This window comes from Rhodobacter ferrooxidans (assembly GCF_000176015.1).
GTDB classification, from domain to species: Bacteria; Pseudomonadota; Alphaproteobacteria; order Rhodobacterales; family Rhodobacteraceae; genus Pseudorhodobacter_B; species Pseudorhodobacter_B ferrooxidans.
In genome coordinates this window covers 37,910-62,170 of sequence record NZ_ACYY01000018.1, presented here as the reverse complement: position 1 = coordinate 62,170, position 24,261 = coordinate 37,910, and the positions used below count along the sequence as shown (strand labels likewise).

21 protein-coding genes are annotated in these 24,261 nt (G+C 65.7%); 11 read left to right on the top strand and 10 right to left on the bottom strand.

The features are described 5' to 3' along the window. A partial coding sequence (locus tag RSW2DRAFT_RS12955) for a calcium-binding protein (protein WP_008031662.1) occupies positions 1-759 on the top strand: 759 nt, incomplete at its 5' end. Positions 760-863: 104 nt separating this feature from the next. Continuing rightward, positions 864-1,892 (top strand): UDP-glucose 4-epimerase GalE, encoded by a 1,029-nt coding sequence (gene galE / locus RSW2DRAFT_RS12950; protein WP_008031661.1) that lies wholly within the window; start codon positions 864-866, stop codon positions 1,890-1,892. Positions 1,893-2,040: 148 nt separating this feature from the next. Here galE and RSW2DRAFT_RS12945 read toward each other — a convergent pair whose 3' ends face one another. From RSW2DRAFT_RS12945 to RSW2DRAFT_RS12935, 3 genes are all read right to left on the bottom strand, one after another. Continuing rightward, positions 2,041-5,256: an efflux RND transporter permease subunit gene (locus RSW2DRAFT_RS12945; RefSeq protein WP_008031659.1), complete on the bottom strand. Its 3,216-nt coding sequence runs from the start codon at positions 5,254-5,256 to the stop codon at positions 2,041-2,043. Beyond that, a complete protein-coding gene (locus RSW2DRAFT_RS12940; RefSeq protein WP_008031657.1) occupies positions 5,249-6,214 on the bottom strand; it encodes an efflux RND transporter periplasmic adaptor subunit in 966 nt (321 codons plus the stop codon). Before RSW2DRAFT_RS12940 ends, RSW2DRAFT_RS12945 begins: the two co-directional genes overlap by 8 nt. Before the next feature lie 99 nt (positions 6,215-6,313). Further along, entirely contained in the window at positions 6,314-7,303 is a 990-nt protein-coding gene (locus tag RSW2DRAFT_RS12935; RefSeq protein WP_008031655.1) for an MDR family oxidoreductase, read from the bottom strand. A gap of 300 nt (positions 7,304-7,603) precedes the next feature. Here RSW2DRAFT_RS12935 and RSW2DRAFT_RS17490 point away from each other — a divergent pair, with 300 nt between their 5' ends. Continuing rightward, positions 7,604-7,759, top strand: coding sequence for a DUF3309 family protein (locus RSW2DRAFT_RS17490; protein ID WP_008031654.1), 156 nt, complete (start codon positions 7,604-7,606; stop codon positions 7,757-7,759). Between the two features lie 34 nt (positions 7,760-7,793). On the opposite strand, the gene RSW2DRAFT_RS12930 is transcribed toward RSW2DRAFT_RS17490, so the two are convergent. Then, complete coding sequence (locus RSW2DRAFT_RS12930) at positions 7,794-8,030, bottom strand: hypothetical protein (protein ID WP_008031653.1); 237 nt, start codon at positions 8,028-8,030, stop codon at positions 7,794-7,796. Between the two features lie 190 nt (positions 8,031-8,220). On the opposite strand from RSW2DRAFT_RS12930, the gene RSW2DRAFT_RS12925 reads away from it, so the two are divergent. After that, complete coding sequence (locus RSW2DRAFT_RS12925) at positions 8,221-8,952, top strand: Crp/Fnr family transcriptional regulator (RefSeq protein WP_040672187.1); 732 nt, start codon at positions 8,221-8,223, stop codon at positions 8,950-8,952. Between the two features lie 194 nt (positions 8,953-9,146). Here the strand turns inward: RSW2DRAFT_RS12925 and RSW2DRAFT_RS12920 are convergent, their stop codons facing one another. Then, a complete protein-coding gene (locus RSW2DRAFT_RS12920) occupies positions 9,147-9,968 on the bottom strand; it encodes an LOG family protein (protein WP_008031651.1) in 822 nt (273 codons plus the stop codon). Positions 9,969-10,052: 84 nt separating this feature from the next. On the opposite strand from RSW2DRAFT_RS12920, the gene dapD reads away from it, so the two are divergent. Beyond that, a complete protein-coding gene (gene dapD, locus RSW2DRAFT_RS12915; RefSeq protein WP_008031650.1) occupies positions 10,053-10,877 on the top strand; it encodes a 2,3,4,5-tetrahydropyridine-2,6-dicarboxylate N-succinyltransferase in 825 nt (274 codons plus the stop codon). After that, on the top strand, positions 10,870-11,241 hold the full coding sequence (locus tag RSW2DRAFT_RS12910) for a hypothetical protein (RefSeq protein WP_008031649.1): 372 nt from the start codon (positions 10,870-10,872) through the stop codon (positions 11,239-11,241). The genes dapD and RSW2DRAFT_RS12910 overlap by 8 nt, the downstream gene beginning before the upstream one ends. A 7-nt stretch (positions 11,242-11,248) precedes the next feature. On the opposite strand, the gene RSW2DRAFT_RS12905 is transcribed toward RSW2DRAFT_RS12910, so the two are convergent. The 5 genes from RSW2DRAFT_RS12905 to RSW2DRAFT_RS12890 all read right to left on the bottom strand — a co-directional run bounded on the left by RSW2DRAFT_RS12905 (position 11,249) and on the right by RSW2DRAFT_RS12890 (position 19,470). Next, positions 11,249-12,655 (bottom strand): sigma-54-dependent transcriptional regulator, encoded by a 1,407-nt coding sequence (locus tag RSW2DRAFT_RS12905; RefSeq protein WP_008031648.1) that lies wholly within the window; start codon positions 12,653-12,655, stop codon positions 11,249-11,251. Next, positions 12,652-14,136: an ATP-binding response regulator gene (locus RSW2DRAFT_RS12900; RefSeq protein WP_008031647.1), complete on the bottom strand. Its 1,485-nt coding sequence runs from the start codon at positions 14,134-14,136 to the stop codon at positions 12,652-12,654. The genes RSW2DRAFT_RS12905 and RSW2DRAFT_RS12900 overlap by 4 nt, the downstream gene beginning before the upstream one ends. Before the next feature lie 137 nt (positions 14,137-14,273). Continuing rightward, entirely contained in the window at positions 14,274-16,178 is a 1,905-nt protein-coding gene (locus RSW2DRAFT_RS12895; protein WP_008031646.1) for a propionyl-CoA synthetase, read from the bottom strand. A 336-nt stretch (positions 16,179-16,514) separates the two neighbouring features. Next, positions 16,515-16,928, bottom strand: coding sequence for a hypothetical protein (locus RSW2DRAFT_RS17995; RefSeq protein ID WP_156790714.1), 414 nt, complete (start codon positions 16,926-16,928; stop codon positions 16,515-16,517). A gap of 262 nt (positions 16,929-17,190) precedes the next feature. Next, positions 17,191-19,470, bottom strand: coding sequence for an NADP-dependent malic enzyme (locus RSW2DRAFT_RS12890; protein ID WP_008031645.1), 2,280 nt, complete (start codon positions 19,468-19,470; stop codon positions 17,191-17,193). A 250-nt stretch (positions 19,471-19,720) separates the two neighbouring features. Here RSW2DRAFT_RS12890 and RSW2DRAFT_RS12885 point away from each other — a divergent pair, with 250 nt between their 5' ends. From RSW2DRAFT_RS12885 to upp, 5 genes are read left to right on the top strand one after another with little or no spacing between them, the layout of a single operon-like run. Further along, complete coding sequence (locus RSW2DRAFT_RS12885; RefSeq protein WP_008031643.1) at positions 19,721-20,113, top strand: cytidine deaminase; 393 nt, start codon at positions 19,721-19,723, stop codon at positions 20,111-20,113. Beyond that, complete coding sequence (locus RSW2DRAFT_RS12880) at positions 20,113-21,420, top strand: thymidine phosphorylase (RefSeq protein WP_008031641.1); 1,308 nt, start codon at positions 20,113-20,115, stop codon at positions 21,418-21,420. Before RSW2DRAFT_RS12885 ends, RSW2DRAFT_RS12880 begins: the two co-directional genes overlap by 1 nt. Then, positions 21,420-22,616: a phosphopentomutase gene (locus RSW2DRAFT_RS12875; protein ID WP_008031639.1), complete on the top strand. Its 1,197-nt coding sequence runs from the start codon at positions 21,420-21,422 to the stop codon at positions 22,614-22,616. The genes RSW2DRAFT_RS12880 and RSW2DRAFT_RS12875 overlap by 1 nt, the downstream gene beginning before the upstream one ends. Beyond that, positions 22,613-23,605, top strand: a complete 993-nt coding sequence (locus RSW2DRAFT_RS12870; protein ID WP_008031637.1) for an adenosine deaminase — start codon at positions 22,613-22,615, stop codon at positions 23,603-23,605. The genes RSW2DRAFT_RS12875 and RSW2DRAFT_RS12870 overlap by 4 nt, the downstream gene beginning before the upstream one ends. Beyond that, positions 23,598-24,230, top strand: coding sequence for a uracil phosphoribosyltransferase (gene upp, locus RSW2DRAFT_RS12865; protein WP_008031635.1), 633 nt, complete (start codon positions 23,598-23,600; stop codon positions 24,228-24,230). The genes RSW2DRAFT_RS12870 and upp overlap by 8 nt, the downstream gene beginning before the upstream one ends. Positions 24,231-24,261: the final 31 nt, after the last annotated feature.

The following is a 24,261-nucleotide window of genomic DNA, read 5'->3' as shown; positions in this document are numbered from 1 at the left end:
GCGGGGAATGACGCCATCACCGGCGGCACTGGGGTGGATACGGCGCTGTATCTGGGCACCGGGGCGGTGACGGTCAGTCTGGCGCTGACGGTGGCGCAGGTCACCGGTCAGGGCAGCGACCGTCTGTTGGAGATTGAAAACCTGCAATCGGGCAGCGGCAACGACCGGTTGCAGGGCAACACCGGTGCCAACCTGCTGGTCAGCGGTGCTGGCAATGACACGCTGCGCGGCGATGCGGGCAATGACACACTGACCGGCGAGGATGGCGCGGATCAGCTGCTGGGGGACGCGGGCGACGATGTCCTGTTTGGCGGGGCTGGCAATGACAGCCTTTGGGGCGGGCTGGGCAACGACCGGCTGGAAGGCGGCATGGGCTACGATTCGCTGATGGGCGAGGCCGGGGCTGACACTTTGCTGGGCGGCGTGGCCAATGACACGCTGGATGGCGGGACGGACAGCGATCTGCTGGATGGCGGTGGCGGCGGTGATCGCCTGACCGGCGGGCTGGGGGCGGATCGGTTCGTCTTTTCGATCGGGGCCGACGTGATCACGGATTTCCGGCTGACAGATGGCGACCGGCTGGTGATTGACGATGCGGTGCTGCTGGCGGTGCGCGGCATGACGGCTGCGCAAGTCGTCACCAGTTTTGCGCATGACATGGGCACTTATGTCAGTTTCGACTTTGGGGCCGGGAATACCGTGCGGCTGGACGGGCTGGCGAATACCATCGACCTGGCCCATTCGTTGCTGCTGATCTGACGCTGAAACCGGGTTCGACTTTCGCGCAGCTTCCGGGTAATCCGGGGATGGGCGGACAAAGCGGGCAAGGCCGCTGCCGCAAGTCGGGTCGGGCGAGGTGGAAGATGGCGGATCATGTGCTGGTGACCGGTGGGGCGGGCTATATCGGCGCGCATGCCTGCAAGGTGCTGGCGGCGGCGGGCTTCGTGCCGGTGGCCTTTGACAATCTGTCCACCGGCTGGCGCGAGGCGGTGCAGTTCGGGCCGCTGGTGGTGGGCGATCTGCTGGACCGCGCGGCGGTGGACGCGGCCTTTGCAAAATACCGCCCGGTGGCGGTGCTGCATTTTGCGGCGCTGTCGCTGGTGGGCGATTCCATGTCCGATCCGGGGCGCTATTGGCGGGAAAACGTCACCGGGGCGCTGAACCTGATCGAGGCGGCGGTGGCGGCGGGGTGCGGCAACTTCGTGTTCTCCTCGACCTGCGCCACTTATGGCGACCCGGACGGCGTGCTGATCGACGAAGACACGCCGCAGCATCCGATCAACGCTTACGGTGCCAGCAAGCGGGCGATCGAGGATATCCTGCGCAATTTCGGGGTAAGCCACGGCTTGCAGCATGTGATCTTTCGCTATTTCAACGTGGCCGGCGCCGACCCCGAGGGCAAGGTGGGCGAGCAGCATCGGCCGGAGACGCATCTGATCCCGCTGCTGCTGGACGCGGTGGCGGGAAGGCGGCCGGCGCTGACGGTGTTCGGCAGCGATTATCCAACCCGCGACGGCACCTGCGTGCGCGACTATGTGCATGTGCTGGATCTGGCCGAGGCGCATGTGCTGGGCCTGCGCTGGCTGCTGGCGGGGCGCGGCAATGCGGTGTTCAACCTGGGGTCGGGCAGCGGCTTCACCGTGCGCGAGGTGATTGCGGCGGCCGAACAGGTGACGGAAAAGGCGGTGCCCGCCCGGGCCGAGGCGCGGCGGGCCAGCAACCGCGGCGTGCCGGTGATCGAGGGCGAACGGCGGGCGGGGGATGCGGCCTCGCTGGTGTCGGGCTCGGTGCGGGCGATGCGCGATCTGGGCTGGCAGCCAAAGCGGTCGAACCTGACCGACATGATCACCGATGCCTGGGCCTGGGCGCAGGGGCCGGGGTATCGGGAATAGGCTGCCGGTTTGGCGGAAAGGCCGGGGGGCTGTCTGCCCCCCCCAGCCCGGCCACGGGCCGGGCGTTCCTCGCGGAAAACCTTTCACTTGAAGGTTTTTCAGGCGCGCATCACCCCGAGGATATTTGTGCAAAGGAGGACACAGCCACTCAGGTCTTGAACACCCGGTAGATCGCCGGGATCACCAGCACGGTCAGCAGGGTGGAACTGAGCAACCCGAACAAGAGCGAGATCGCCAGGCCCTGAAAGATCGGGTCGGCAAGGATCACCACGGCGCCAATCATCGCGGCGATGGCGGTCAGCAGGATCGGCTTGAACCGGATCGCCCCCGCCTCGATCAGGATGTCGGTCGCGGTCTTGCCGGTGGTATCGGCGTTGCGGATGAAATCGACCAGCAGGATCGAGTTGCGCACGATGATGCCCGCCAGCGCGATGAAGCCGATCATCGAGGTGGCCGAGAATGGCGCCGAGAACAGCCAGTGCCCGAACATGATGCCAAGGAAGGTCAGCGGCACCGGGGTCAGCACCACCAGCGGCAGGCGGAAGCTGCCGAACTGCGCCACCACCAGGATGTAGATCGCCACCAGCGCGATGCCGAAGGCCGCCCCCATGTCGCGGAAGGTCACATAGGTCACTTCCCATTCGCCGTCCCACAGCAGGGTGGTTTTGGTCTCGTCATCGGGCTGGCCGTGCATGGAAATCTCGGGTTTTTCACCGGGGGCCCAGGTCATCGCCTCCAGCGCCGCATCCACCGCCAACATGCCGTAAAGCGGTGCCTCGTAATCGCCTGCCAGTTCGGCGGTGACCATTTCGGCATCGCGGCCGTTGTGGCGGAAGATCGGGAAGCTGGCGTTCTCGGCGCTGATGCGGATCACGTCGCCCAGTTCCACCACGCCGCGCGCACCCGGCAGCACGTTGGCCGGGATCGGGGTGGACAGGAAGCGTTCGTCCATCACCCGGTCGCCCTTGGGGCGGGCAATCTCGATCGGGATCGGCTGGCGGCCTTCGCCGCGGTGCGAATAGCCGACGGTCTGGCTGCCGTTCAGCGCGGTCAGGGTGTCGAACACGTCCTGTTCCTGCACGCCGAAGAATTCCAGATCATCGGTCGAGATGCTGGCGCGCAGCCGCCGCGCCTGCGTGCCATAGCTGTCGTCGATATCGACGATGAAGGGCACCGAGGCGAAAGCCTCGCGCACGCGGGCGGCAGCGGCGCGACGGGTGTCGGCGTCGGGGCCATAGATTTCCGCCAGCAGCGTCGCCATCACCGGCGGGCCGGGTGGCGGTTCGACGGTTTTCAGCACGGTGCCTTCGGGCAGCGCCAGCGCGTTCAGCCGGGCGCGGATGTCCAGCGCGATCTGGTGGCTGGTGCGGTCGCGGTCGGATTTCGGCGTCAGGTTGATCTGCACCTCGCCCAGTTGCGGCTCTGCCCGCAGATAGCTGTGCCGCACCAACCCGTTGAAGTTGAAGGGGGCGGCGGCGGCGGCATGGGTCTGCACCGCCATCACCTCGGGCAGTTGCAACACCACACCGGCCACATCCTGCGCCACGCGGTCAGTGGCCTCGGTCGAGCTGCCTTCGGGCAGGTCGATCACCACCGACAATTCGGACTTGTTGTCGAAGGGCAGCAGTTTCACCGTGACATCGCGGGTGTACAACAGACCCAGCGAACCAAACGACAGCACCACCGTGACCAGCAGGAAGCCAAGGCTGCGGCCACGGGTTTTCAGCAGCGGTTTGGCGACGGTGGCGTAGATCTTGCCAAGCTTGCCGCCGGGATGGCCGCCATAGGTGTCGTCGTGGTCGTGGGCCGCCATTTCGGCGCGACCGGCGATCTTGACCATCAGCCAGGGGGTGATGATCACCGCCACGAAGAACGAAAAGATCATCGCCGCCGAGGCGTTGGCCGGGATCGGTGACATGTAGGGGCCCATCAGACCCGAAACCGCCAGCATCGGCAGCAGGGCGGCGACCACCGTCAGGGTGGCGACGATGGTAGGGTTGCCGACCTCGGCCACCGCGGCGATGGCGCCCTCGATCCGGGTGCGCTCGGTCTTCATGCCCCAGTGGCGGGCGATGTTCTCGATCACCACGATGGCGTCATCGACCAGAATCCCGATGGAAAAGATCAGCGCGAACAGCGACACCCGGTTCAGCGTGTAGCCCATGATCCAGGCGGCAAACAGCGTCAGCAGGATGGTCACCGGGATGACGATGGCCACCACGATGCTTTCGCGCCAGCCCACCGCCAGCAGCACGAGGCCGATGATGGAAAGCGTGGCAAGCCCAAGGTGGAACAGCAGCTCGTTGGCCTTTTCATTGGCGGTTTCGCCGTAGTCGCGGGTCACGGTGACAGCGACGTTTTCCGGGATCAGGCGGCCTTCCAGCGCCTCGATCCGGTGCAGCACGGCTTCGGCCACCAGCACGGCATTGGCACCGGCCCGCTTGGCCACCGCCAGGGTCACGGCAGGGGTGCGGGTGATGCTGCCATCCTCGGCCTTGGTGACCTGCGCCACGATGACATCCGAGGTGTCGGGCACGAACTGCACATCGGCCACATCGGCCACATAGACCGGGCGGTTGTCGCGGGTGGTCAGCAAGAGGCCCGCCACCTGTGCGGGTGCCGTGAGGGTCTCGCCGGCCACCAGACTGATTTCCTGGCCGCCGTCGCGCAGCGTGCCGGTGCTGAGGCTGCGGTTGGCCTGCGCCACCTTGGCGGCCAGTTGTTGCAGCGTCACGCCATACAGCGCCAGCTTTTCCGGGTCCGGCGCGATGCGGATCGCCTCGGAGGCCTCGCCCACCAGATAGGTCAGGCCGACGTTTTCGGTCTTGGCGATCTCGGTGCGCAATTCGCGGGCGATGCGTGTGAGGTCGTTGGCCGAGACATCGGCGCCGGGTTTGGCCGACAGCGTCAGCGCCACGATGGCCACATCGTCGATGCCGCGACCGACGATCAGCGGTTCGGGGATGCCGACCGGGATGCGGTCCAGGTTGGCGCGGATCTTGTCATGCACCCGCAGAACGGCAGCATCGGTCGAGGTGCCGACCAGGAACCGCGCCGTCACCATGGCGGCATCGTCGCGGGTCTGCGAATAGACGTGTTCCACGCCGTCCAGTGCCTTGACGATGGTCTCCAACGGCTCGGTGACCAGCTTGACGCCATCCTCGGCCCGCAGCCCCTGCGCCTGCACATGGATATCGACCAGCGGCACCGAGATTTGCGGCTCTTCCTCGCGCGGCAGCGAGGTCAGGGCGACAAGGCCCACCGCCAGCGCCGCCAGAATGAACAGCGGCGTCAGGGCCGAGCTGATGAAGGCGCGGGTCAGTTGCCCGGCGATGCCAAGCGCGGTTTCCTTCGGCTCACTCATGGCTGGTCACCAGCATGTCGCCTGCTTGCAGACCCGACAGGATCTCGGTCATGTCGGCCCCATTGACGCTATGGTGCTGACCGGCGACCACGGCGCGGGAAACCGTACCTTCGGCGGTGGTTATTTCAACGAAATCAAGGCCGGAACGGGTGATCACCGCCCCGGCGGGCACCAGCAGGGCCGGGCGTTGATCGACCGGAACCCGCACCAGCACCCGGGCATCGACGAAGGTTTCGGGCAGGCCCTCCACCTCGACATCGGCCACCACGCGGCCATTCTCGATCAGCGGATAGATCCGCGCCAGCCTGCCGGTGGCAGGGCCGGCGGCGGTGTCGATCGGGATCTCGGCGCCTTCCTTCAGGAAAGCGGCATGGCGTTCGGGCAGGGCGATGCGCAGGAAATAGCCGCCGCCGCCGATGGTGGCCACCGCCTCGCCCGGCATCACCACGGCGCCGGTGGAAACCGGCACATCCAGCACCCGACCAGCCGTGGGGGCCAGCACCACGCCATCGGCGGCCTGCTGTTCCAGCACCTTGCGCTGCGCGCCGGTGGCGGCGATCTGTCCGGTGATCACATCGACCTGCGTGCGCAACGCGTCCAGCCGTTGCGCCGTGGTGACGCCGCGTGCCAGCAGATCCTCGCCGCGTGTCAGTTCGGCCTGCGCGTTGGCCAGTTGCGCTGTCTGCGATTCAAGCTGCGCGTCGATGGCGGCTAGCTGGAAATTGATCTTGGCATCCACCACCTCGGCCAGTTGCTGACCGGCGGCGACGATATCGCCCTCGGCCACCGACAGCGCCACCAGCGTGCCACCCAGCCGCGCCCGCGCCGGGATACGGTCGCGGGTTTCCACCCGGCCATAAACTGCCTTCCATTCGGTGACCATGGTCGCGGTCAGCGGGGCGGACCACAGCGGCTGGGCAGAGGCAAGGGTGGCTGCCAGAAGCAGAATACGCATCATCGGGCTGGTCCTTTGGCAAGGGTATTTAATATTCAAATTCGTGAATATATATTCCCGCCGCGGATTGCAACCCGTATCCGGCCGATTTTTCGCAGTTTGTCAGGCGTTCACATCCACCACCACCCGGCCCTGCACGCCGCCTTGCAGGATCGCCGCCCCCAGTGCGGGCAGGTCGGCAAGCGTGGCGGGGCGGATCATCGCCTCCAGCTTGTCCAGCGGCAGGTCGGAAGCAATCCGGCTCCAGGCGCGGAAGCGTTGCGGATAGGGGCAGGTGACCGAATCAATGCCCAAGAGGTTGATGCCGCGCAACAGGAACGGCACCACCGAGGTGGGCAACGCCGCCCCCCCTGCCAGCCCGACAGCGGCGACCGAGGCGCCGTGCTGCAACTGCCCCAACACCCGCGCCAGCATGGCCCCGCCCACGGCGTCGATGCAGCCGGCCCAGGTCTCGGATTCCAAAGGCCGCTTGGACACCTCGGCCAGATCGGCGCGCGGGATGATGCGGCTGGCGCCCAGACCCTTCAGATAGGCCTCCGTCTCAGGCCGCCCCGTCACCGCCGCCACCCGGTAGCCAAGGTTGGCCAGCAGCGCCACCGCCACCGAGCCCACACCACCCGCAGCGCCGGTCACCAGCACCTCGCCCTTCGAAGGCGTCAGCCCGTGATCCTCCAGCGCCAGCAGCGCCAGCATCGCGGTGAAACCGGCGGTGCCCACCGCCATCGCCTGCCGCGTGGTCATCCCCGGCGCCAGCGGCACCAGCCAGTCGGCATTGACCCGGGCCTTCTGGGCATAGCCGCCCCACTGCACCTCGCCCACCCGCCAGCCGGTCAGCACCACCTTGTCGCCCGCGCCGTAACAGGGGTGATCCGAGGTCAGGATGGTGCCTGCTAAATCAATCCCCGGCACATGCGGCCAGGTTTTCACCATGCCGCCGCCCGAGCCAAGGCACAGCCCGTCCTTGTAGTTCAGCGTCGAGTATTCCACCGCCACCGTCACATCACCGGGCGGCAGGCGGTCGTCCGGCAGGTTTTGCACCGTGGCATGGGTCGCCCCCGCCGCATCCTTTTCCACCACCAAAGCCCGGAACATCGCCTTATCCTTTTGCAGAAGTCCGACCGAATTTGCGCCACTGCGCCGCCGCTGTCCATCCCGGATCGCTGATGCAGGTTAGGGCCGGGCTGCGGCGGATTTGCTAGAATTATTGCGTGACCCGGAGTGTCTTTTGCCGTGTGGCACCCGGTGCGGGGTGCGGACGATGCTTTGGAAATGCGGACCCCAGACCGCCTGCCAGTCCCTTCGGGTCACGACTGTCCTTTCAAGCCGGTCCCGGTGCCATCGGGCCGGATATCACCTGGCCCGCCCTGCGGCGCCATAGCAAAGGGGAACCCCATGCTGGGAACCATTCTGATCGTCATTCTGATATTGGCCGTTGTCGGCGCGCTGCCGAACTGGGGCCACAGTGCCAATTGGGGCTATGGACCCAGCGGCGGGCTGGGCCTGGTGCTGCTGATCCTGCTGATCCTGGTGCTGATGGGCCGGATCTGACACCGGCGCGGGGCGGTTCGCCGCCCCCCCCACCTTAGCGGCGGCGCACGGAATTGCCGCCGTCGATGATCTTGTTGATCAGGCTCGCCACGGCGGCGTGCTGCTCGGCCTTGCCCTCTTTCGGCGGCAGGTCCATGTGGGCGGCGGCGGCGTCTTTCAGGATACCGATGATCTCGCGTTCCGGCAGCACGTTGCGATCATTCAGCGCCAGCAGCAGCGATTCGCAGATGGCGAGGGCGGCAATGCCGGAAACGTCTGACAGTTGGCTCATCGGGTATGTCTTTCCAGTTGCACGACCAAGACCGGGGCAAATGTCACGCGCAAGCCGTCGTCTCGCCAGCTTCGCAGAATTATGCTAGGATGCGCTTACCTACAGCAGCGTCGGACCGATCATTCGACGGTTAGGTGGTGACGATGCAGGCGGCAACATGGTGCGGCCTGACGCGAAAAGGTTATGTGCCATGACCATCGTGAACAGCCCGTTCGCGCGCAAGCTGGCGGCGTTCGTCACGCTGTCCGACAGCGATCTGACTGTGCTTTCCGACCTCTACCGCCGCCGCCGGGTGTTTCCGGCCGGGCGCGACCTGATGCATCAGGGTCAGACCAGCCACCCGGTCTATATCCTGGCCGACGGCTGGGCCTGTTCCTACAAGTTGCTGCCCGGTGGCACCCGGCAGATCGTCGATTTCCAGATTCCCGGCGATTTCCTGGGGTTGCGCTCGGTGCTTTTCCGCACGGCGGATCACAACATCGAGCCGATCACCCGGGTCGAGGCCTCGGAAGTGATGGCGCATGACCTCTTGGACGCCTTTGCCCGCACCCCGCGGCTGGCCACCGCCGTGCTGTGGGCCGCCTCGCGCGACGAGGCGATGGTGGTGGAACATCTGGTCGGGCTGGGGCGGCGCAACGCGGTGGAACGCACGGCGCATTTCCTGCTGGAGATGGGGGCACGGCTGAAGCTGGTCGGCATCGGCAGCAAGGCGGGCTTCGCCTGCCCGTTGTCGCAATACCTGCTGGCGGATGCGCTGGGGCTGAGTGCGGTCCACATCAACCGGGTGCTGCGCGAACTGCGCGAGGACGGCTTGCTGACCTTCCAGCATGGCCAGGTGGTGTTCGACGATCTGGCCGGTCTGGTGAAACTGGCCGATTTCGATGCGGCGTACCTCGACCACGACGGCCCGCTGCTGCGGTAAGGCCGGCGTCCGGTCCGACTGCGCCGGCATCGGGGCGGGACGTTGGTGGTTTCCGGGATGAATTGCCCAAATCATGCAAAACTCATGGTTTCAAACAGCAAAGACGGCAATCAATTTTGATTTTCAAACAAATCCTGATCTTCATCGCATGTGCTGCCCTGCGGCACGCGTGCTGATTCTGGCCGCGCCAACACTCAGGCTTGGGCGGGCCAGCCGTCGATCTCTGCCATGGCTTCCTCGGCGGTTTCGACGTAGCGGAACAGGTCCAGGTCTTTTTCCGAGATGGTGCCGCTTTCCGCCAGCGCTTGCCAGTTGATGATGCGGTCCCAGAAGGTGCGGCCGAACAGCAGGATCGGGATGCGCTTCATCCGGCCCGACTGGATCAGCGTCAGGCTTTCGAACATCTCGTCCAGCGTGCCGAAACCGCCGGGGAAGATGCAGATGGCCCGGGCGCGCATCAGGAAATGCATCTTGCGGATGGCGAAATAGTGGAAGTTGAAGCACAGGTCGGGGGTGACATAGGGGTTGGGCGCCTGTTCATGCGGCAGCACGATGTTCAGCCCGATCGACTGGCCACCGGCGTCGGCGGCACCGCGGTTGCCTGCGGCCATGATGCCGGGGCCACCGCCGGTCATCACCACATTCTCGCGGCCATATTCGGCCATGCTGCGTTCGGTCATCATCGCGGCAAAGCGGCGGGCCTCGTTGTAATAGCGGCAAAGCTCGGCCAGTTGCGGCACCTTGGCGGTTTGCGGCTGATCGGGGTCGGGGATGCGGGCCGAGCCGAACATCACGATGGTCGAATTGATGCCGCGCTCGTCCAGCACCAGTTGCGGCTTCAGGAGTTCCAGTTGCAGCCGCACCGGGCGCAGGTCCGACCGGGTCATGAATTCGGCATCGGCAAAGGCCAGCCGGTAGGCGGGCGCCCGGGTCTGCGGCGTGTCGGGGATCAGGTCGGCGGTGGCCACATCCTGCGTGCTGTTGCGGAACGGGTGGCTGCGCGGCTCGTCTTTCATGGCGGTCCTTGGGGGAATTGCGTGGCTTTGCCGCAAGGTCTATAGGCTGGGGACGGTCAAGACCAACCAAAAAGGAACGCACCGATGCCCAACGCCGCTTTGGAAGCCGCCATCAATGCCGCCTGGGAAGGCCGCGACGCCATTTCCCCGGCCACCAAGGGTGCGGCGCGCGAGGCCATCGAGGCGACGCTGGCAGCACTCGACAGCGGCAGCTTGCGGGTGGCGGAAAAGCGCGGCGCCGACTGGCATGTGAACCAATGGGCCAAGAAGGCGGTGCTGCTGTCGTTCCGGCTGAACGACATGGCCGAAATCTCGGGCGGCAATGGCGGCAGCAACTGGTGGGACAAGGTGCCGTCGAAGTTTCAGGGCTGGAGTGCCGCCGACTGGCGCAAGTCGGGCATCCGCGCCGTCCCGGGCAGCATCGTGCGGCGGTCTGCCTATATCTCCAAGGGCGTGGTGCTGATGCCATCTTTCGTCAACGTCGGCGCTTATGTCGGTGAAGGCAGCATGGTCGATGGCTGGTCCACCGTCGGTTCCTGCGCCCAGATCGGCCGCAACGTGCATCTTTCCGGCGGTGTCGGCATCGGTGGCGTGCTGGAGCCGATGCAGGCCGGGCCGACCATCATCGAGGACGACTGCTTTATCGGCGCGCGCTCCGAGGTGGTCGAAGGTTGCATCGTGCGCGAGGGGTCGGTGCTGGGGATGGGCGTGTTCATCGGCCAGTCCACCAAGATCGTTGACCGCGAAACCGGGGCGGTGATGTATGGCGAGGTTCCGGCCGGGTCGGTGGTGGTTGCAGGCTCGATGCCCTCCAAGGGCGGCATAAGCCTTTACTGCGCGGTGATCGTGAAGAAGGTCGATGCCAAGACCCGCGCCAAGACCTCGATCAACGAGTTGCTGCGTGACTGAGGGCGAGGGCGAGGGTGCCCCCAATTCCGGCGATGCGCCGCCCGTCAAGCCAAAGCGCCCGCAACTGGTGTTCACGCTGGCCGTCGAGGTTGGCCGCAAGGCCGGCGACGGCTTGCCCGACAAGGCCACCGGTGCCGGCCTGTTGATCTATGCCACCGGCGTGGACGAGGCCGAGGCGGTGCGCGAAACCGTGGCGCTGTTGAAAGCTGCCGACCTTTCGCCGCTGGATGTCACCGGCTATGGCACGCTGGAGGAACGGCTGGCGGCGGGCGACGAGATCGACGCCGAGGAGCGCGGGCTGATGGAGCGGGCGCTGGCGGAAAACTCGGTGGTGGTGGCGCAGATGACGCCGTTCTACGACTGAAGCCGCGTCAGTCCTGCGCCCAGCCTTCGCGTTTGCGATACAGCGTCGAGGGCGCGATATCCAGCACCCGGGCGGCTTTGGGCACCGAACCGCCATGGCGGGCGATGGTGGCCTCGATCACCTGACGCTCGATCTCGGCCAGAGTCAGGCCGATCAGGCTGTCGATCTGCGGGGCGGGTGCCTCGGCTGCAAGCGGTTCGGGGGCGTCGTCCTGATCGGCCAGATGGGCGGGCAGCATGTCGGGGGTGACCAGGCCGCCCTCGTTCAGCACCACCACGTTGCGGATGACGTTCAGCACCTGCCGCACGTTGCCGGGCCAGGGCAGGCGGCGGAACAGGTTGGCGACCTGCGGCGCCAGCCCGTCGAAGGCGCGGCCCTCTTCGGCACCGAAACGGGAAAGCGCGGCCTCGGCAATCTCGATCACGTCATTGCCGCGCTCGCGCAGGGGCGGCATGTGGATCGGCACCACATAAAGGCGATAGTAAAGGTCTTCGCGAAACTGGCCGCGGCGCACGGCGTCCGCTGGATCGCGGTTGGTGGCGCAGATGATCCGCACGTTCACCTTGCGCGGCCGGGTGGCGCCCACCGGCTGCACCGTCGAGGTTTGCAGAAAGCGCAGCAGCTTGGTCTGCAAGGCCGGGGCCATTTCGCAGACCTCGTCCAGAAACAGCGTGCCGCCATCGGCCGCGGTCGCTGCCCCCGGCTTGTCGGATACCGCGCCGGTAAAGCTGCCTTTCATATGGCCGAACACCTCGGATTCCAGCAGGTCCTGCGGAATGGCGCCGCAGTTCAGCGCGATGAACGGACCGGAAGCGCGGGCGGAATTGTCATGCACCGCCAGCGCGCACAGCTCTTTGCCGGTGCCGCTTTCGCCGGTGATGAACACCGTCGCCATCGAGCTTGCGACCGAGCGGATGGTGGCGTGGATGCGGTCCATCACCGGCGACGAGCCGATGAAGGCCTCGCTGCTGGCCCGGCTGACCGGGCGGGGAACGGCGGGCGGCGGCACCACCACGGGGCGTGGGCGGGCGGCGTTTTCCACCGCGGCCAGCAGGCGCTGTTCGTCGAACGGCTTGACCAGAAATTCATGCGCCCCCGCCCGCATCGCCTCGACTGCCTTGGCAATCGAACCGTTGGCGGTGATGACGATGATGGCGGCACTGGGGCGCAGCGCCAGGAAATCCTGCATCAATTCCAGCCCGTTACGGTCGGGCAGCAGCAGGTCCAGCAGCACCACCGAAGGGCTGCGGTCGCGAAACAGCGTCAGACCTTCGGCGGCGGTGCCCGCCACCAGCACCCGATGCCCCGCCGATGTCAGCACCGAGCGATAGACCATCGCCAGCGAGGCGGTATCCTCGATCAGCAGTACCGGGGCATTTGCGGCCTTGGCGGCAGGCGTGGCGCGGCTGGTCATTGGGCGGCCTGATCGGCAAGGACGCGGATCAGCGCGTCAAGTTGGCCCAGCGTGGTGCGGTGCAGGCCGTGTAAAGAGCTTGCGTCGCGCTGATGCGCCACCGCGTTCAGCGCCACGGCCGAGCGGTGCAGCGGGTCTGCGCCGACAGTGCCCGCAAGTGCGATCAGCACATGGCTTTGCGCCCGCAGGCTTGGCCAGTCTGGCCCGCTGGCCGCCCGGGCAAGCTGGGTGCGGGTGGCGGCAAGGTCGGCATCCAGACGGGTCAGCAACTCGCGCGCCGTCGCCGGGCCCGCAAGCTGCAGCAGGTGGTGCAGGCGGGCCGGATCGAACGGCGCGGGGTCAGAGGCAGGTTCCGCCGCCGGCGCCAGCACCCCGGCCATTGTTTGGCCAAGGGTCACCGCGTCCAGTCGCAGCTTTGACAGCAGCGCATCGGCCCCGGCAGCGGTGATCTGGGACAGGCTGGCGGGATGCAGGTGGGCTGTCAGCACGATCACCGGCGTGCGGGCGGCGGGCCTTGGCAGCGCGCGCAGGGCGCGGATCACCTGCAGGCCCGACAGCCGCGGCATCTCAATGTCGATCAGCGCCAGATCGAAGGGGGCGCGTTGCAGCCAGGCCAGCGCCTCGGCACCATCGGCGGCGAGTTCCGCCGAAACGCCGAGTTCGGCCAGCATCCGGCCCACCACGAATTGACCGGTGACGGAATCCTCGGCCAGCAGCACGCGCAGCCCGGTCAGGTCGGGCAGAGGTGCATCGAGGGCGGCGAAGTCGGGCAGGGCGGTCAGCGGCATCTCCAGCACCGCCTCGGCGCCGCCGCCCGCTGGGTTGCGCAGGCTTAGCCGCCCGCCCAGCCGGTCGGTCATCGCCCGGGCGATGACAAGGCCAAGGCCGTGGCGCATCTGGCTGGGCGCAGGTGGCGGCGTGGTCTGGGCCAGCACCGCCGCCGGAAATCCGGGGCCGTCGTTGTGGATGGCAAAGCGCAGGTGGCCCTGCGGGCAATCAAGGCTGCACGAAACCGTGCCGCTGCGGCTGTGGCGGATGGCATTGCCCAGCAGGTTGGCCAGCACCCGTTCCAGGGCGATGCGGTCGGCGCAAAACCGCGGCGGCACATCGGCGGCCTGTGTCAGCCGGAACCCCAGCCCACGCGCCGCCGCAGCGGCCTCCCAGCGGGCCGAAATGTCGGCCATCAGGTGTTCGGTGCGGATCGGTTCCGGTGCCGGCGGCAGTTCGGCCTCGCCCGCCATCACCGACAGCCCGGCCTCCATCAGCCGCGCCAGCATGTCGCCCGAGGCCCGCACCTGGGCGATCTGGTTCTGAACCGCCGGTGACATCGCCTCGGGGGGGATCATCTGCAAGCCGCCCAGCACATCGGCCAGCGCGGCGCGCAGGTCATGGCTGAAATAGGCGAAGGTCGCAGGGTCGCAGACGCGATGCGAAACGCCTGCCGGAAGGGCGGGTTCGGCACATGTGCGGTGCTCGGTCATAGGCCTGCTCCGGCGAGGGGCCAGAGCGGCAGCGGGGCGGCGAAATTGCGCGAAACTGACATGGTAGCACAAGCTACGCGAGCAATCGGCAAAGGCCAAGGCCGAATTGGCGCGGGCCGAAACCCGCGCCGAAAGGCTTAACCCTTGGCCAGACCCAGAGTTTGCAGCGCCGCCTTGATCTCGTCCAGAATGGCCGGATCGTCGATGGTGGCGGGGGCCTTGTAGGGCGTGCTGTCCGCGATCTTGACCATGGTGCCGCGCAAGATCTTGCCCGAACGGGTTTTCGGCAGCCGGTCCACCACCACGGCGCGTTTGAAGTCGGCCACCGGGCCGATCTTTTCGCGCATCAGCTTGACACATTCCTTGACCACATCGCCGGCGTCACGGCCCGAGCCCTTGTTAAGGCACAAAAAGCCCAGCGGCGACTGGCCCTTGAGCTGATCGGCCACGCCGATCACCGCACATTCTGCGACATCGGGATGGCCTGCCAGCACTTCTTCCATGGCGCCGGTGGAAAGGCGGTGGCCTGCGACGTTGATCACGTCATCGGTGCGGGCCATGATGTAAAGATAGCCGTCCTCGTCGATGTAGCCCGCGTCGCCGGTTTCATAAAAGCCGGGGAAATGCGCAAGATAGCTTTTCTTGAAGCGGTCTTCGGCGTTCCACAGCGTCGGCAGGGTGCCGGGGGGCAGCGGCAGCTTGACCACGATGGCGCCCAGCGTGCCGGGGGCCACCGGATGGCCGCCCTCGTCCAGCACCTGAACGTCATAGCCGGGCATCGCCACCGACGGCGAGCCGATCTTGACCGTCAACGCCTCGATCCCCAGGGGGTTGGCGGCGATGGCCCAGCCGGTTTCGGTCTGCCACCAGTGGTCGATCACCGGCACGTTCAGATGCCGCCCGGCCCACAGGATGGTATCGGGGTCGGCACGTTCGCCCGCCAGATACAGTGCCTTCAGCGAGCGCAGGTTGTAATCCTTGATCAATTCGCCCTGCGGGTCATCGCGCTTGATGGCGCGAAGTGCTGTGGGGGCGGTGAACAGCACCTTGACGCGCTGGTTCTGCACCACCCGCCAGAACGCCCCGGCGTCCGGCGTGCCCACCGGCTTGCCTTCATAGACAATGGTGGTGGCCCCGGCGATCAGCGGCGCATAGCAGATGTAGCTGTGGCCCACGACCCAGCCCACGTCCGAGGCCGCCCAGAACACATCGCCGGCGTCGATGTCGTAGATCGCCTTCATCGTCCAGTTCAGCGCCACCAGATGCCCGGCGGTGGCACGCACCACGCCCTTGGGCGCGCCGGTTGTGCCCGAGGTGTACAGGATATAGACCGGATGGTCGCCCGAAACCGGCACACATTCCGCCGGTTCGACACCATACTGGAAGGTGTGCCAGGCCACGTCGCGGCCCTCGATCAGCTTGGCCACCTCTTCCTCGCGCTGGAACACCACGCAGAAGTCAGGCTTGTGGCTGGCCAGGTCGATTGCCTTGTCCAGCAGGGGCTTGTAGTGCACCACCCGGCCCGGCTCCAGCCCGCAAGAGGCGGCGATGATGCATTTGGGCGTGCAGTCGTCGATCCGCACCGCCAGTTCGTTGGCGGCAAACCCGCCGAACACCACCGAATGAATGGCGCCAAGCCGTGCGCAGGCCAGCATCGCCTCGACCGCTTCAGCGATCATCGGCATGTAGATGATGACGCGGTCGCCCTTTTCGACGCCCTTGGCACGCAGGGCACCCGCCAGACTGGCCACCCGCTTTTGCAACTGGGCATAGGTGATGCCCTTGGTCGAATGGGTGATCGGGCTGACGTGCTTGATGGCGATCTGGTCGCCGCGCCCGGCCAGCACATGGCGGTCAACGGCATTGAAGCAGGTGTTCACAACGGCGTCGGAGAACCATTCATACAGCGGCGCGCGGTCGTCGTTCAGGGCCCGCGTGGGGGCCTTGACCCAGTCGATGCCCTGTGCGGCCTCCATCCAGAACCCCTCGGGGTTGGCCTTCCAGCCTGCGTAAAGGTCTGCGTATGCACCGGCGTATGCCATCGTATGCCTCCTCCCAAAGCTTGCTGCTTGTTACGCGACAGGGGGGGCGGCGCGCAATGATATTGCCAGTCTCATCCGGGCGTTGCTGCGAAAAAATTTGCAGATTTCCGCCGATCCGCGCCGCAAAGTTTTGCAAACCCCAGCAAATCTTGCCGGAAATCTCACAAAGCGCAAAACTTTGCAAAGTTGCGGCGGGGTGTCGCGGTTCTATTCAACCCCGCCGATTCTACCCTAGTGTTCGCCGTCTGACACAAGGTTCCCGTGCGCCAGACGCCATCAGTGACGAAGGGCAGCTATGCGGACGAAGCGGGCGTTCGTGAACAATTGATTTGAGGTCTAATTGTTTTTCGGCGTGACGCGAGGCACATTCTCTAGAAGATGCTTATCAAATGATGCCGTTCCGAGTGGCACATCTTTCATCAATTCGATGACTAAATCATAGTATTTTTCGGCAGTGAAATTATCGCCGATGGCGCGGTACTTATCTAAGCACGCCTTGCTGTGTGAGAAATGAACAGGAATTGCAGATAGTGCCGCATTGAAGCGCATTGTCGGCTCAGGATCATTTCGTCTATCTGAGATAAGCACAAATCTATAAGCTATTAGCGCTTCGATTACACGTTTTTTGCTGTCAGATATCGCGTCGTCATGCGCAGCCTGAAGTTGCTTTCGAAACTGCCAATACTGATACGAAACAGCCACAAGAGCCGCGACCAAAGCAAATAACCCACTACCGATGACCTCGTTCATTGCTACCCTCCATTCCCACCTGTTATGATAATGTGCAATTCCCACGAAAAATTGCGGAGAATTGCCACCTACCCGTACCGCAAGTACGTTTGACAGGTCGCCCATGCTGACGCAGGGTAAGTTGGTTGGTATCTCGAGTCGAAATTTTTGACAAGCCCGAATGGTGGTTAAAAGTGACTACCTTAGCCCCAAGCCGTAGCGTTTTCGTATGTCCGCAAAGGGCTCAAAGCCGTCATGGGTATCTTGTGTCAGGTGGCGAACACTAGCCATACATCCCCACCGGCGTGCCCGCCAAGGCCGAGATGTTCAGCAAGCCCCGCGCGGTGATCGACGGCGTCACGATATGGGCGCGGTTGCCCATGCCCATCAGGATCGGCCCGACCTCCAGCCCATCGGCCTTGTAGCGCATGATGTTGCGGGCGGCATTGGCGGCATCGGTATAGCCGAAGATCAGGATGTTCGCCGGGCCTTGGAGCCGCGAATTGGGGAAGATCCGGGCGCAAAGCTCGGGGTCGAGTGCGGCATCCGCCGACATCTCGCCTTCAAAGGTGAAGTCGACCTCGCGGGCATCGAGGATCTCCATTGCCGCCCGCATCCGCCGCCCGGAATCGCTTTCCAGATTGCCAAAGTTGGAATGTGAGCACAGCGCCACCTTCGGCGTCACGCCAAAGCGGCGGGCATGGCGGGCGGCGCCGATGATGGTGGCGGCGATCTGCTCGGGCGTCGGCACCGGGTTCACCTGGGTGTCGGCCACGAACAGCGGCCCGTCCTCCAGCACCATCAGGCTGAGCGCCCCCACCGGGTGCAAGCCGCGCCGCGCCAGCACTTGCCGGACGTAGTTCAGATGCCACAGATACTGCCCGAACGTGCCGCAGATCATCGATTCCGCATGGCCCAGATGAACGGCAATGGCGGCGATGGCGGTGGAGTTGGTGCGCATCACCGCCCGCGCGGTATCGGGCGTCACCCCCTGGCGCTGCATCAACTCGTGATAACTGCCCCAGAACTCGCGATAACGGGTGTCGCTGGCCGGGTTGATGATCTCGAAATCGCGGTCCGGGCGAATGGGCAGCCCGGCCTTTTCGCAGCGCGCGCCGATCACCTCGGGGCGGCCGATCAGGATCGGCTTGTCGGTGGTCTCCTCCAGCATGGCATTGGCGGCGCGCAGCACCCGTTCATCCTCGCCCTCGGCAAAGATGATGCGGCGGGTGGTGGTGCGGGCGGCCTCGAACACCGGCCGCATGATCAGCGCCGATTTGAATACCGAGCCGTCCAGCTTGCGGCGATAGGCGTCCATGTCGGCAATCGGGCGGGTGGCGACGCCGGTCTCCATCGCGGCCTTGGCCACCGCCGAGGCAACCACCCCGATCAGCCGCGGATCGAACGGCTTGGGGATCAGGTAATCGGCGCCAAAGGCCAGTTGCTCGCCCTTGTAGGCGGCGGCGGCTTCGGCGCTGGTGGTGGCACGCGCCAGGGCCGCGATCCCGTCGATGCAGGCCAGTTGCATGGCATCGTTGATGGTGGTGGCCCCCACGTCCAGCGCGCCGCGGAAGATGAAGGGAAAACACAGCACGTTGTTGACCTGATTGGGAAAATCAGAGCGTCCGGTGGCAATGATCGCCTCGGGTGCCACGCTGCGCACCAGGTCGGGCGTGATTTCGGGCGTCGGGTTGGCCAGCGCAAAGACGATCGGCCGCGGCGCCATCCGCGCCACCATTTCCGGCGTCAGCACGCCGGGTGCGGACAGGCCCAGAAACATGTCGGCCCCGTCGATCACCTCGCCCAGCGTGCGCTTGTCGCTGGCTTGGGCAAACGCCGCCTTCTCGGGGTTCATGTCCTGCGGCCGGCCCTGATAGACCAGCCCGTGAATGTCGCATAGCCAGACGTTTTCCCGCCGCACCCCCAGTTTCAGCAGCATGTTCAGACAGGCAATCCCCGCTGCCCCACCACCGGTGGAAACGATGCGGATATCCTGAAACCGCTTGCCCGCCACATGCAGCGCATTGGTCGCCGCCGCCCCCACCACGATGGCGGTGCCGTGCTGGTCGTCGTGGAACACCGGGATGCTCATCCGCGCCCGGCACAGCGCCTCGACGATGAAACAGTCGGGTGCCTTGATGTCCTCCAGATTGATCGCCCCGAAACTCGGCTCCAGCGCGCAGACGATCTCGGCCAGCCGGTGCGGGTCGGGCTCGTTCAGTTCAAGGTCAAAGCAGTCGATGTTGGCGAATTTCTTGAACAATACCGCCTTGCCTTCCATCACCGGCTTGGCGGCCAGCGGCCCGATGTTGCCAAGCCCCAGAACGGCGGTGCCATTGGTGACCACCGCCACCAGGTTTCCCCTTGCGGTATAACGGCTTGCGGTTGCCGGATCGGCCTTGATCTCCAGACACGCCTCCGCCACGCCCGGGCTGTAGGCGCGGGCCAGATCGCGGCCGTTGGCCAGCGGCTTGGTGGCGCGAATTTCCAGCTTTCCGGGCTTGGGGAACTCGTGATAGTCCAGCGCCGCCTGCCGCGTGGTGTCTTGCCTGGCCTCGTCCATGCCGTTCCTCCAAAAATAGTTTAATGCTGAACTATCAGCAACCGCCCGCGCCGTCACACCTACATTCTGCGCCGGATCGACGCCAGGAGACAATGCCCGAAAACCTGCCCCAAGACCTCCCCTCCCATTTTCTCCTTTGCACAAATATCCCGGGGGTCCGGGGACAGCGCCCCCGTCCTTGGCCGCAAGCACACCGCTTGCATCCCGCCCACGCTGGCCGCAAACTCGCGCCAACCCAAAGGAGGCCCCGATGTCCCTGCTGAAAGCCGCAACCGACGTGCGCCACAACGCCTATGCCCCCTATTCCCGCTTCAAGGTCGGGGCGGCGATCAGGGCGACCTCCGGGGTGATCTATGCCGGCTGCAATGTTGAAAACGTCGCCTATCCCGAAGGCACCTGCGCCGAGGCCGGGGCCATCGCCGCCATGGTGGCGGCGGGCGAGACCCGTATTGCCGAGGTGCTGGTGATTGCCGACAGCCCCGACCCGGTGCCGCCCTGCGGTGGCTGCCGCCAGAAGCTGGCCGAGTTTGCCGACCCGCAGGTGCCCGTCACCCTTTGCACCACTGACGGCAAAGCCCGCGCCACCACCGTGGCCGACCTGCTGCCCGGCGTCTTCACCGCCGCCCACATGGACCGCGCCTGATGGACGCCCGCAGCATCATCGCGCTGGTCCGCCAAAGCAAAACCCCCTCGGTCGAGGAGTTGAACTGGTTCGCCCAAGGGCTCGCCTCAGGTGCTGTCACGGACGCGCAGGCCGGGGCTTTTGCCATGGCAGTGTTTCTGAACGGGTTGGGCGAGGTCGGCCGGGTGTCGCTGACCCGGGCTATGCGCGACTCCGGCAAGGTGCTGCATTGGGACATGCCCGGCCCGGTGCTGGACAAACATTCCACCGGCGGCATCGGTGATTGCATTTCCCTTCTGCTGGCCCCGGCGCTGGCGGCTTGCGGCGCCTATGTGCCGATGATTTCGGGCCGCGGCCTTGGCCATACCGGCGGCACGCTGGACAAGCTGGAGGCGATCCCCGGTTTCCGCACCGCACTGACCGAGGAGCAGTTGCGCACCCAGATCGGCGATATCCGCTGCGCCATCGTCTCGGCCAGCGCCGAAATTGCCCCCGCCGACCGCCGTCTTTATGCCATCCGCGATGTCACGTCGACGGTGGAAAGCATCGACCTGATCACCGCCTCGATTCTGGCGAAGAAACTGGCGGCGGGGCTGGAAGCCCTTGTTCTGGATGTGAAAGTCGGTTCCGGCGCTTTCATGAAGACCATGGAGCAGGCCGAGGCGCTGGCCCGTGCCCTGGTCTCTACCGCGCAAGGGGCCGGCTGCATGACCACGGCGCTGATCACCGACATGAGCCAGCCCCTGGCCACCGCCGCGGGCAACGCGCTGGAGGTGATCGAGGTGATGGAGACGTTGACCGGCACCTCGGTCAACACCGCCCTGTGGGATCTGACGGCGGCTTTGGGCGGCGAGGCCCTCGCCTTGGGCGGCATCGCGGCGGATGCGGCGGATGGGGCGGGGCGGATCGAGCAGGCGCTGGAAAGCGGTGCTGCGGCGGAATATTTCGGCCGCATGGTGGCGGCGCAGGGCGGGCCTGCCGATTTTGTGGACCGCTGGCCCGACCGGTTGCCCGCCGCCCCGGTGCAACGCGAGGTGCCTTGCCCCGGCGAGGGGTTTGTCACCAGCATCGACGGTTTCGCGCTGGGACAGGCGGTGGTGCGGCTGGGTGGGGGCCGCTTGCGCGAGGGCGACAAGGTCAATCCTTCGGTCGGGCTTTCGGACATGGCCGGGATCGGCGAAGAGGCCAGCCGCGATGTGCCGCTGGCAATGGTGCATGCCGCGACCGAGGCCGAGGCGGATCGGGCGGTGCAGGCGGTGCAGGCGGCCTACGGCTTTGGCCCCGCGGCCCCGGACGAGCCGCCCCTGGTGCATAAAAGGATCGCATGATGACGCGGGCATTTCTGGTGGTGATGGATTCGGTGGGCTGCGGCGGCGCGCCGGATGCGGCGGTTTTCGGTGATGCCGGGGCCAACACGCTGGCGCATATCGCCGCAGAATGTGCGGCCGGGCGGGCCGATGTCGGGCGCGCGGGGCCGTTGCGGCTGCCGGTGCTGGACGGGCTGGGGCTGGGGGCGGCGGTGCGGCTGGCCTCGGGCGATGCAACGCCGGGGCTTGGCGCGGTGCCCAGCGGGCGCTGGGGGGCTGCGACCGAAGTGTCGAACGGCAAGGATACCCCCTCGGGGCATTGGGAACTGGCGGGGGTGCCGGTGCCGTGGGACTGGACCTATTTCCCCGATACGACCCCGGCGTTTCCCGAAGGTCTGGTGGCGCAGGTCTGTGCGCTGGCAGGCACCAAGGGCATCCTGGGCAACTGCCACGCCTCGGGTATTCCGATCATCGAAAAGCTGGGGGCCGAGCATATGCGGACCGGCTGGCCGATCTGCTACACCTCGGCGGATTCGGTGTTCCAGATCGCGGCACACGAGGAAAGCTTCGGGCTGGAGCGGTTGCTGACCCTGTGCAAGGCGCTGGCGCCGACGTTGCACGCGATGAAGGTGGGCCGGGTGATCGCGCGGCCCTTCCTTGGGCAACCGGGGGCGTTTACCCGCACGCCGAACCGGCATGACTATGCCATAGCCCCCCCGGCGCCGACGCTGCTGGACTGGGTGCAGGGGGCGGGGCGGGCCACGCATGCGGTGGGCAAGATCGGCGATATCTTCTCGATGCAGGGCATCGGGACCCTGCACAAGGGAAAATCCGATCTTGACCTTTTCGAACATTTATTGGCCTTGGCGGACGGTGCTGAACCCGGTTCCTTGACCTTTGCGAACTTTGTCGAGTTCGACAGTCTGTATGGCCACCGCCGCGACGTGGCGGGATACGCCCGCGCGCTGGAGTGGTTTGACGCCCGCGTGGGCGTTCTCCTGACCCGCCTGCGCCCCGGCGATATCGCGATTTTCACCGCCGACCATGGCAACGACCCCACCTTCCGCGGCACGGAACACACGCGTGAGCGGGTGCCGGTTGTGGTGGCGGGGGCCGGGACGGGGCAGATCGGCATTTGCGGTTTCACCGATGTCGCGGCCTCGATTGCCGCACATCTGGGGGTGCCTGCGCAGGGCAACGGGAAAAACTTCCTATGAGTTTGAAAGACTTGGCCAAGGTCGAGTTGCACCTGCATCTGGAAGGCGCGGCACCCCCGGCCTTCATCCGCGGACTGGCGCGCGAGAAACATATCGACCTGTCGGGGATGTTCGACGCCGATGGCGGCTACAAGTTCAGCGATTTCTGGCAGTTCCTGAAGGTTTACGAGGCCGCCACCGAAACCCTGAAAACCCCGATGGATTACCACCGGCTGACCCTCGCGGTGCTCGAAGAAAGCGCCGCAAGTGGGGTGATCTATTCGGAAACCTTCTTGTCGCCGGATTTCTGCGGCAACCGCGACCTTGGCGCCTGGCGCGAATACTTGCAGGCCATTCAGGAAGCCGCTGAAATCGCACAGAAAACTCACGGCATAACCCTGCGCGGCATCATCACCTGCATCCGGCATTTCGGACCGGAAAAGGCCCGGCAAACCGCGCTTTGTGCCGCCGAAACCGCGGGTGATTTCATCACCGGCTTCGGCATCGCCGGTGACGAAAAGATAGGCAAACCCAAAGACTTCCGCTGGGCTTTTGATGCGGCGCGCGAGGCCGGGCTGCGGCTGACCGCCCATGCCGGCGAATGGGGTGGCCCGGATTCGGTGCGTGATGCGCTGCACGATCTGGAGGTCGAACGCATCGGCCATGGCGTGCGCGCCATCGAGGACCTGGCGCTGGTCGATGAGCTGGCGGAAAAGGGTATCGTGCTGGAGGTTTGCCCCGGCTCGAACATTGCGCTCGGGCTCTACCCCAACTGGCGCGCGCATCCGATCAGCACGCTGCTGCAGCGCGGCGTCAAGGTCACCATCTCGACCGACGATCCGCCGTTTTTCCACACCACGATGGCGCGGGAATATGACCGCCTGCACGACGCCTTCGACTGGGACGCAGGCCAATTCCGCGCCATCGCCCGCACCAGCCTTGACGCGGCGTTCTGCGACGCCGATACCCGCGCCCGTATCCGCAAGCAACTGGAGGCCGCCGATGCTTGATCATCTGACCGTCGTCAATCACCCGCTGGTGCAGCACAAGCTGACGCTGATGCGCAAGAAGGACACCTCGACCGCCGGGTTCCGCCGTCTTTTGCGCGAGATCAGCCTGCTGCTGGCTTACGAGGTGACGCGCGAGCTGGACATGACCACGACGCGGATCGAAACGCCGCTGTGCGAGATGGACGCGCCGACGCTGGATGGCAAGAAACTGGCGCTGATCTCGATCCTGCGGGCGGGCAACGGGTTGTTGGACGGGATCCTGGAGCTGATCCCGGCGGCGCGGGTCGGCTTCGTCGGGCTTTACCGCGATCCCGAAACGCTGAAGCCGGTGCAGTATTACTGCAAGGTGCCGGATCAGCTGGAGGACCGCATCTGCATCGTGGTCGATCCGATGCTGGCCACCGGCAATTCCTCGGTCGCGGCGATTGATCTTTTGAAACAATCGGGGGCGAAGAACATCCGCTTCCTGTGTCTTCTGGCCGCACCAGAGGGCATAAAGCGCATGAAAGAGGCCCATCCGGACGTGCCGATCGTGACAGCAGCGGTGGATAGCCATCTGAATGACCACGGATATATTGTGCCGGGGCTAGGGGATGCGGGCGACCGCATGTTCGGCACAAAATAGGGGAAATGCTCTTTACTCGGAAACAATCCTG

Coding starts and splice junctions, on each gene's coding strand:
- galE (WP_008031661.1), top strand. CDS start 864: ATGGCGGATCATGTGCTGGTGACCGGTGGGGCGGGCTATATCGGCGCG.
- RSW2DRAFT_RS12945 (WP_008031659.1), bottom strand. CDS start 5,256: ATGAGTGAGCCGAAGGAAACCGCGCTTGGCATCGCCGGGCAACTGACC.
- RSW2DRAFT_RS12940 (WP_008031657.1), bottom strand. CDS start 6,214: ATGATGCGTATTCTGCTTCTGGCAGCCACCCTTGCCTCTGCCCAGCCG.
- RSW2DRAFT_RS12935 (WP_008031655.1), bottom strand. CDS start 7,303: ATGTTCCGGGCTTTGGTGGTGGAAAAGGATGCGGCGGGGGCGACCCAT.
- RSW2DRAFT_RS17490 (WP_008031654.1), top strand. CDS start 7,604: ATGCTGGGAACCATTCTGATCGTCATTCTGATATTGGCCGTTGTCGGC.
- RSW2DRAFT_RS12930 (WP_008031653.1), bottom strand. CDS start 8,030: ATGAGCCAACTGTCAGACGTTTCCGGCATTGCCGCCCTCGCCATCTGC.
- RSW2DRAFT_RS12925 (WP_040672187.1), top strand. CDS start 8,221: ATGACCATCGTGAACAGCCCGTTCGCGCGCAAGCTGGCGGCGTTCGTC.
- RSW2DRAFT_RS12920 (WP_008031651.1), bottom strand. CDS start 9,968: ATGAAAGACGAGCCGCGCAGCCACCCGTTCCGCAACAGCACGCAGGAT.
- dapD (WP_008031650.1), top strand. CDS start 10,053: ATGCCCAACGCCGCTTTGGAAGCCGCCATCAATGCCGCCTGGGAAGGC.
- RSW2DRAFT_RS12905 (WP_008031648.1), bottom strand. CDS start 12,655: ATGACCAGCCGCGCCACGCCTGCCGCCAAGGCCGCAAATGCCCCGGTA.
- RSW2DRAFT_RS12900 (WP_008031647.1), bottom strand. CDS start 14,136: ATGACCGAGCACCGCACATGTGCCGAACCCGCCCTTCCGGCAGGCGTT.
- RSW2DRAFT_RS12895 (WP_008031646.1), bottom strand. CDS start 16,178: ATGGCATACGCCGGTGCATACGCAGACCTTTACGCAGGCTGGAAGGCC.
- RSW2DRAFT_RS17995 (WP_156790714.1), bottom strand. CDS start 16,928: ATGAACGAGGTCATCGGTAGTGGGTTATTTGCTTTGGTCGCGGCTCTT.
- RSW2DRAFT_RS12890 (WP_008031645.1), bottom strand. CDS start 19,470: ATGGACGAGGCCAGGCAAGACACCACGCGGCAGGCGGCGCTGGACTAT.
- RSW2DRAFT_RS12885 (WP_008031643.1), top strand. CDS start 19,721: ATGTCCCTGCTGAAAGCCGCAACCGACGTGCGCCACAACGCCTATGCC.
- RSW2DRAFT_RS12880 (WP_008031641.1), top strand. CDS start 20,113: ATGGACGCCCGCAGCATCATCGCGCTGGTCCGCCAAAGCAAAACCCCC.
- RSW2DRAFT_RS12875 (WP_008031639.1), top strand. CDS start 21,420: ATGACGCGGGCATTTCTGGTGGTGATGGATTCGGTGGGCTGCGGCGGC.
- RSW2DRAFT_RS12870 (WP_008031637.1), top strand. CDS start 22,613: ATGAGTTTGAAAGACTTGGCCAAGGTCGAGTTGCACCTGCATCTGGAA.
- upp (WP_008031635.1), top strand. CDS start 23,598: ATGCTTGATCATCTGACCGTCGTCAATCACCCGCTGGTGCAGCACAAG.